This window comes from Flavobacterium cyanobacteriorum, from assembly GCF_002251835.1.
GTDB lineage: Bacteria > Bacteroidota > Bacteroidia > Flavobacteriales > Flavobacteriaceae > Flavobacterium > Flavobacterium cyanobacteriorum.
On the sequence record NZ_NOXV01000184.1, the window covers coordinates 1 to 7,481 of the forward strand.

Below are 7,481 nucleotides of genomic sequence, written 5' to 3' on the forward strand. Positions count from 1 at the left end.
ATAAGCTGGAAATTAATTTAATACAATTTTTGTCGTGTACTTAACAACATAACCTTTACTGCTGGGCTGATAGCCTGGCAGTATTTAAATTATTTTTATGAAAAAAAACTTCATATTATTAGTATTAGCATCTGTTACGATGCTTTGTTTTGCGCAGCCTAAAAAAACTGATTTGAAGGTTGAGTACAAACTGTTCTGTGATACCGATGTCCCGGTTAAAGCAACACACCTCCTTTTTGTGAAAAATGATGTTGCTATTAATCAGGATAAGTTGAGTACAACCGAACGCTGGACTGAAAAACCATCAAAGTATGACATGAACATAGCTAAAATACAGGGTGATTATGAACCCTACATGAAAATAGACCGAAAGAAAAAAGAAATGCTTTTTTTTGGCGCGTTAGGGCAAAATATAGTTTTAGTAAAAGATATTTATACGGATCTTAAGTGGATTATTACTAAAGAAAGCAAGACTATTGCCGGATATAATTGCACCAAAGCAACCACCAGTTATAGGGGTAGGGAGTGGATAGCATGGTTTACAATTGAAATCCCGGTGCCGTTTGGCCCCTGGAAGCTGCATGGATTACCGGGATTAATACTGGAGGCATACGATAGTACCAACAGGTATACATATAAAGCTGTTAAAATTGAAATGGTTACAGATGATATTTTTAGCAAGGACTTTTCAACACTTATGGCTACTAGCCGCAAAAAAGTAATACCCATCAGGCAATTCATTGATGAAAATTTGGAATATAATGAAAATCGTTTCAAAGCGCTTATGGCTAATACCGAATTTGAGATTCAGGTAAAAAATGAACCCCGTAGTGGGGAAGAGCTCATATACGAATGGGAAGAATAGCGTTTTAAAAATTTAACATTTTTTTAGCCTACACCGCTTTTTATATAGTTTTTTTTGACTTACTTAGCAAGTATAACCTTTAATGTTTGTACAATATTAAAATGTATTTACACATTAGCATTTTTGCTAACCGGCATGTTTGCATTTGCGGACAATGATTTTTTTAAAGCTAATGAAAACACGTTTAAAAGCGAAAAATGGCTTTATTATGATACGTTAAATCTTGATAATCCAGAATGTCAACAACTTGTGGTGGCTTCGTGTGGAGGCTGGGTACAAATCCTTGATAAAGATGGGAAACCTGTAGCAAAGGAGTTGTATATTTCTAATGCTAAAACTGCGAAAGACTGTAATGCCGGTTTTGCCGAATTTATAGGTCAGATAGAGGGAAAATACTCACCTGCGGATTACACGTTGAGATCTAATGTGAGTTGGAATTAGTAACAAGGTTTAACAATGGCAGGAAACAGCAGTTTCCTGCCATTAAATAAAATTTTGTATGAAACATTTATTTTTTACATTTTTCTTTTTATTTATTGTTGGTGGTTATTCACAAAATGAATATAAAAACGTTCAAGTGAATTATAAGCTATATTACGATACTGAAATGCCCCGAATTATAAATGCTGTCTTGTATGCAAGTAAAGATAAAGCGATATATCAAACATTATATAGTACTTATAAAACATGGGATGAAAAAGAAAAACTGAGGGAAGAGAAACGGAAAAAAGAAAATGAGAATCAGAACAATAGCTTATCAATTACTAGAACAAGACTGTCTAAAAGCAATCCTGAAGACGATCCTTATATTATTGTAGATAATGCTGCTAAGGAAATGTTTTTTTACGATAATATATTATATAATCGTTTTCTGGTACAGGACATTTACCACCGTTTTAAGTGGAATATTACCGGAGAGACCAAAGATATAGCCGGTTTTTTATGTACTAAGGCCACTACAAACTATAGGGGGCGCGTATGGACTGCTTGGTTTGCTCCCGATATCCCCATACCCTTCGGGCCATGGAAACTGCACGGGTTGCCCGGATTAATCCTTGAAAGCACACGAGAACACCAACATTTATACCATAAAAGCCGAAAAAATCAGTTACGAAAAATTGACTATTTTAAATAAAGATTAAAAAACTCTTATGCCTACCAAAAATAAAGAACCCATTACCTATCAACAATTCATGAGCGACAAGGAAGAGGCAATGGACAATACGCTTAATAGTGTGGCGGCTGAATATAACTTCACCCTGACAAAAGTACCTGCAGCTCGAGGGGGGTTGGAACTAAAATTTGAATGGGAAGAGTAGTAGCACACCCAATTTTTATTTTATGTTTCATTGTAATTTATTAACCTGAAATAAGGTTCTAAAACCTGAGAATGGTAGAAGATAAAAAGAACTATTCGCCCGTATCCCTACGCACTGTATGGCCCATCATGCAAAACCAAACGTCAACCCATTACTTAAGCTATGTTGCATGATAAAACTGTGTAAATTAATTGACCTGTTTTTATAATCGGGTAGTTATAACCGTACAGCGAATGATTAAAAGTAAAGTAATACTACATAAAAAAGGGCTGGCCCTACTGTTGTTGTTTATATCGTATAACTCTTTTAGCCAGTATAGGTTAACAGGAGTAGTGACCGACACTACCGGAGCAGCGATATCCGGCGCTTCTCTTCTAGTTAAGGATAGTGGAAATAGTATTGTAAGCTACACTAATTCTGAAGATAAAGGCAAATATACTATTACAGTACCCAAGCCTGGAGAATATACGTTGGTTGTGAACCATTTGGGCTATAAAAAAATCGAGGACAAGCTAAAGGTTGCCTCACAAGAAGAAACCATAACCCGCAACTTTGTGCTTGAAGAAGTAGGATTTATGCTCAAAGAAGTCGTGATTGAAGCAGAAGCCCCGGTAAGAAGCCGCGGCGACACCCTTGTATATGACGCCAAAGCCCTGTCCACAGGAAAAGAAGCGGTGGTGGAAGACCTGCTGAAGAACATTCCCGGAATCACCGTACAAAAAGACGGCAAAATATTCTATGGAGACAGCGAAGTAGAAAAAGTAATGGTAGATGGCGACGACCTGTTTAACAAAGGCTATCCGTTGCTTACCAAGAACATGCCCGTGCAGCCCCTGGACAAGGTAGAGGTACTGCAAAATTATTCAAAAAACAAACATCTAAAAGGTATTGAAGATTCCAAGGCTGTGGCACTGAACCTTACTATTGACGAAAAATTCCGCAATATATGGTTTGGCAATGCAACAGCAGGCTATGGCAACGACAACCGCTACAAGGCCTCTGGAAACCTCATGAATTTTAGCAAGAACTATAAAAACTTCCTGAACGTGAATGGCAACAATGCCGGCTATGACTATGTAGGAGATATAGCGTCCATGCGCTATAATTCTGCCGATATAGAAACCATAGGCCTCAGCAGCCGTACCGCAGAAATTATGAACATTAGCAACAGCGTTTCCAGAATTGATGAGGCGCGTGCACGTTTTAACAATGCGCGTTCCGGTTCCTTAAGCACCATATTCCCTTTGGGACAAAATGCCAAACTAAGGCTAAACGGATTTTTGGGTTTTGATGAGCTCAACACCTACCAAAACGCTTTTACTGTAGCCAACTTTGAAAATACTTTTTTTGAAAATACCGAGGTGAATACTTCTAAAAACGCACTGCGAAAAGGGTATGTAAGCGCTTATCTGAACTATGATATTTCGGCAACGCAGATGCTGCAAACACTAAGTACTTTTAATTCAGGCAGCAATACCTTTACCAGCGATTATACCTTTAACGGGGACAGCACGAGGGAAAGGCTGGAAACCGGCAATACCTATTTTGACCAGCAGCTCACCTACACCCGCAAATGGAAAAGCCGTAACGTTATTTTACTGAAAAGCCGCTTCCTGACCGACAGGATACCTCAGGAGTATGGCATTGATGATTACCTGCTGGGCGGCCTTTTCCCGAATGACAACATTTCCGCAATAGGCAATGCGGTCAAAAGCAGCAAACAGTATGCCGGCCTGGAAGCCGATTTCAAATTAAAGCAAAAGAATAGCGACCTTATAGCTTTTACCGTAGGCTATCAGTATAACAGAGATAACCTGGCCACGCGTTTCAGCTTTTTTGCTGATGGCGCCACCACAGAGCCACAAGGTTTCCAGTCGGATACAGAGTATACAGTAGGCGACCTGTATGCCAAAAGCGGCTATACCTGGAAGATAAAAAAAATTTCTTTAGGTGCCAACTTCAATGCACACCAGTTGTTCAACCGCTTTGAGAATACCAATGGCGAAACGCGAAGCCAAAGCCCTTTCTTTATCAATACTGTGGTAAACGGGACATGGGAGGTATCGCCTGATAATGTACTTTCTGCCAATTATATATACAATATACAAAATAGCGGCATAATACAGGTAAATGATGCCTACCTGCTCACCTCTTCGCGAAGCTTTTCAAGGGGGCTGGGAGCGTTTAACCAGCTGGAAAGTTCATCTGCCGGACTGAATTTTACAACTAAGCATTACCTTAACCGGTATAGTTTTTCTGCCGGGATCACCTATGGCAGGCAAAACGACATTATAACCTACCGCAGCCAGATTAATCAGAATCTTTCATTGTCGGAGGCTTTTATTATCCGTGGCGGGGAACAATCTTCCATAAACCTGCGAAGCCATTTTGTTATAAAAAAACTTAAAGGTTCATTAGCGATTGATGCGCTGGGTACCCAAGCTATATATTACAATCAGGTAAATGAATCAGGATTGCGAAAAAACACTATGTACAGCCAAATATATAGCCTTAGATGGCGCAGCAGCTTCAAATCTGCTTTTAATTTTAACACGGGTACAGAATGGAACTTTAGCCAAATACAATCAGACAATACTTTTAACAACACCTCAAAATACACTTACCTGGACTTACAGTACACGGTGACAGATAAACTGCGTATAACGGCCAAAGGCGAGCACTACAATTTTGGGGGTGTTGACAATAATGATGATTATTTTTTTGCTGACATAGAGGCCTCCTACTCCTTTGATAAAGATAAATATTCTATAGGCCTTGATGTGCGCAACCTGTTCAATACCAAAGAATTTACCACTTACAGCGTGAGCGATATAGGCTATTCGAGCAATTCGTTCCGGCTATTGCCGCGGTACGCGCTGCTCTCGTTGCGGTACCGGTTTTAGGGAAATGGATGAAGTATCACCTGAATGAGAATAGCAACTTTACATCTCTAATACTAATAAAAAGTTGTCCGGGCCTGTAGGTTGTGCTACTTGTTTTCCATGAATCCGCGCTATTGCTGCCACCCGCCCCGCGTGAGGGATTGCAGAAAATCTTCCTTAAGGGAGCACTACTTCTTTAAAAGCTCTTTTTTGAAGCCAAAATGAACGTTTTTACACCTTCTTTTTTTGAACTATAACATCTTTAATCCAAAATAAATCTCGCTTAAAACTCATGAAACGAAGTTGTTTTTTGTAGTTTTTCAAAAAAATTATCTTTTGGAAGGGGTTGTGCAACGGTTACTGCTGTTGTGCGTAGGTTTTCTATTGGAAGTCAATGTCAATACCGTCATATTTTGCAATCAATTCTGGTAAAGTCATCGTATCAATTTCTAACTCTTTGCAAATTGCAGGTATCTTTTTGAAAAGTTTGTTGTCGTTACTGCTTTCAGTTTCTTCTGTTACTATAATTACCTGCTCACCTTGATTTTTTAAATTCAAGGACAAGATTACTTGTTTCATATCAGCACTTTCAATGAAAGCAGTCTTTCGATTTTCAAATTCAACATCTGACAATCCTTGAGACCTTTTAACGATATTATTTACAAAAACATTATTTAATTGATGAAAGAACTGTTTAGTATTTGGAACAAGGAGGCTGTCGGTTTTGTAAGGAAGTTTTGCCGATTTTAAAAATGTCTTTTCAGTTAAATAGGGTAATTTTTCAAGAACAAGTCCTTTGGAATTGTATGTGCATTCTTCAAGAACCTTGTCAATAATGATAATGTCACCGTTTTCGATTTTTGATTTGATAAATTTAAATAGAACTCCTTTTTTGTCAAATGGCAAGTAGTATCGAACCAACGACAAGAGCGAATTTGTGTCGATTACTACTTTCATTGCAAATACTTTTCTAGTTTATCAGGTGAAATATTCAGAGCCTTACATACATCATATTCGTTTATCACTCCTTCATAGAAAGCTGTCTGAATGGTTGATATGAGCAATGGCGAATTAATAGGCTTGGGCGTTGAGCCACCTTTTTGAATACCTTGTAATTTGTCAAGCTCTCTTTGTTTCTTTTCTTCTTCTTGACGTAACCTGTATTGTTCGTCAAAGTCTGTTTTTATTGTATTATAGTTGTTTTGAGATATTTTTTTCTGAAATAATAGCTTTGTAAATAGTGCAATTTGGCTTAAATGTGTATGCTTTGAAATGTTTTCAATCAGTTCAAAGTGATAGTCATTTGTTTCGTCAGCTTTGTCAATTTGTTCAAATGCTTTATTGTAATCCCCTGCTAAGAAATAGTATGCAAAGTCGTTGCACCATCTTTCAATGGCTGAAAGTTTGTTGTTTGCGAAGTTTGAAATATCAAGTTCTTCAATTTCTTCTTCGTTAAGCAAGTAGTGTCCTAACTCGTGTATTAGAGTGAAAATCTCTCTTCTGAAAGAAGATTGTTGTCGCTTTAGTACAATTACATTTGGTGCAAGAAAAAAGCCGTCAATATTTGCTTTCTCTTTTTTATTCCAAGTTTCTACAAACTCGAAAACCAAAATATTTTTTTCGGCAAGTTTTGAAATCAATGCTCGTAAAAATTCTTTTGGTATCGGGTTAAAGTCAGGATATAGTTCTTTTCTGATTTTAATCGCAACGGCTTTGGGGTCGTCTTTAACAGAAAAGACTGGCAAAGACCTGTCAATATTTATCTCAGCCAATTTTGAAATAGCCGAAAGCGATATTTTAAATTCTTCAAATTGGTTTACGATTTTCTTAGCCCCTATATTAAGTTCTGTCCCAAACTTGTTTTTTCTGAAGAAAATGCTGGCATCTTTAGAAACTTCTGGAGATTTTGGGTCTAAATAGTAGTGAAGTCCTTTGTTAAAAACCTTGTCTATCCGTTTTAAGTGACTAACATTTATTTCGTTAGATAAAATGTCTTCTTTGGTTAAGGGTTTTTTAAGTCCTTCGCTTACAGACAATAGCAAGTCTTCTACTGTCATTTTGTACAATGTCAGTAAGTATTTAAGTCTTGATATGTTCTGTTCTACTTTCAAGAAGTCTTTATTTGTTAGCTCAGCAAATTTACAATTTTAAAACGGTTCTTTTGTCAGTTCAGGTGTCTTCTGAACTGATGCATAACACCCCACGCGAAGTGATTTTGCATTTTGCACATCGCTTTGTTGTCAGACACTCCCGGGGGGCTGGACGGGGTAAATCGCTTGGGGCGCACAGCACACAAACTAATATACAAATGTTATAATGTCAATTTAACAAATTATTATGAAAACTGCCCACACTTCTTTCACGCTCGCCCCGCGTGAGGGATTGCAGCGGAAAGCCCGCAATGCAGCGCAGCGG

At 37.9% G+C, this 7,481-nt stretch carries 7 protein-coding genes; 5 read left to right on the top strand and 2 right to left on the bottom strand.

Going from position 1 to position 7,481, the window contains the following annotated elements:
• Positions 1-97: 97 nt before the first annotated feature.
• The 5 genes from CHU92_RS03585 to CHU92_RS03600 all read left to right on the top strand — a co-directional run bounded on the left by CHU92_RS03585 (position 98) and on the right by CHU92_RS03600 (position 5,087).
• Positions 98-865, top strand: coding sequence for a GLPGLI family protein (locus CHU92_RS03585; RefSeq protein ID WP_094412685.1), 768 nt, complete (start codon positions 98-100; stop codon positions 863-865).
• Between the two features lie 54 nt (positions 866-919).
• Positions 920-1,306, top strand: a complete 387-nt coding sequence (locus CHU92_RS03590) for a hypothetical protein (RefSeq protein WP_207759798.1) — start codon at positions 920-922, stop codon at positions 1,304-1,306.
• A gap of 58 nt (positions 1,307-1,364) precedes the next feature.
• On the top strand, positions 1,365-2,000 hold the full coding sequence (locus CHU92_RS03595; protein ID WP_094412689.1) for a GLPGLI family protein: 636 nt from the start codon (positions 1,365-1,367) through the stop codon (positions 1,998-2,000).
• Positions 2,001-2,016: 16 nt separating this feature from the next.
• Positions 2,017-2,184 carry a hypothetical protein gene (locus CHU92_RS15780; protein ID WP_165764578.1) on the top strand — a complete coding sequence of 56 codons (168 nt, stop codon included), beginning with the start codon at positions 2,017-2,019 and terminating at the stop codon, positions 2,182-2,184.
• A 233-nt stretch (positions 2,185-2,417) separates the two neighbouring features.
• The gene (locus CHU92_RS03600) at positions 2,418-5,087 is read left to right on the top strand and encodes a TonB-dependent receptor (protein WP_094412691.1); all 2,670 of its coding nucleotides are present in this window, start codon (positions 2,418-2,420) and stop codon (positions 5,085-5,087) included.
• Between the two features lie 360 nt (positions 5,088-5,447).
• Here the strand turns inward: CHU92_RS03600 and CHU92_RS03605 are convergent, their stop codons facing one another.
• Together CHU92_RS03605 and CHU92_RS03610 are read right to left on the bottom strand one after the other, a co-directional pair.
• A complete protein-coding gene (locus CHU92_RS03605) occupies positions 5,448-6,023 on the bottom strand; it encodes a DUF4411 family protein (protein ID WP_094412693.1) in 576 nt (191 codons plus the stop codon).
• Positions 6,020-7,123 carry an ImmA/IrrE family metallo-endopeptidase gene (locus CHU92_RS03610; RefSeq protein WP_165764579.1) on the bottom strand — a complete coding sequence of 368 codons (1,104 nt, stop codon included), beginning with the start codon at positions 7,121-7,123 and terminating at the stop codon, positions 6,020-6,022. Before CHU92_RS03610 ends, CHU92_RS03605 begins: the two co-directional genes overlap by 4 nt.
• Between the last annotated feature and the right edge of the window lie 358 nt (positions 7,124-7,481).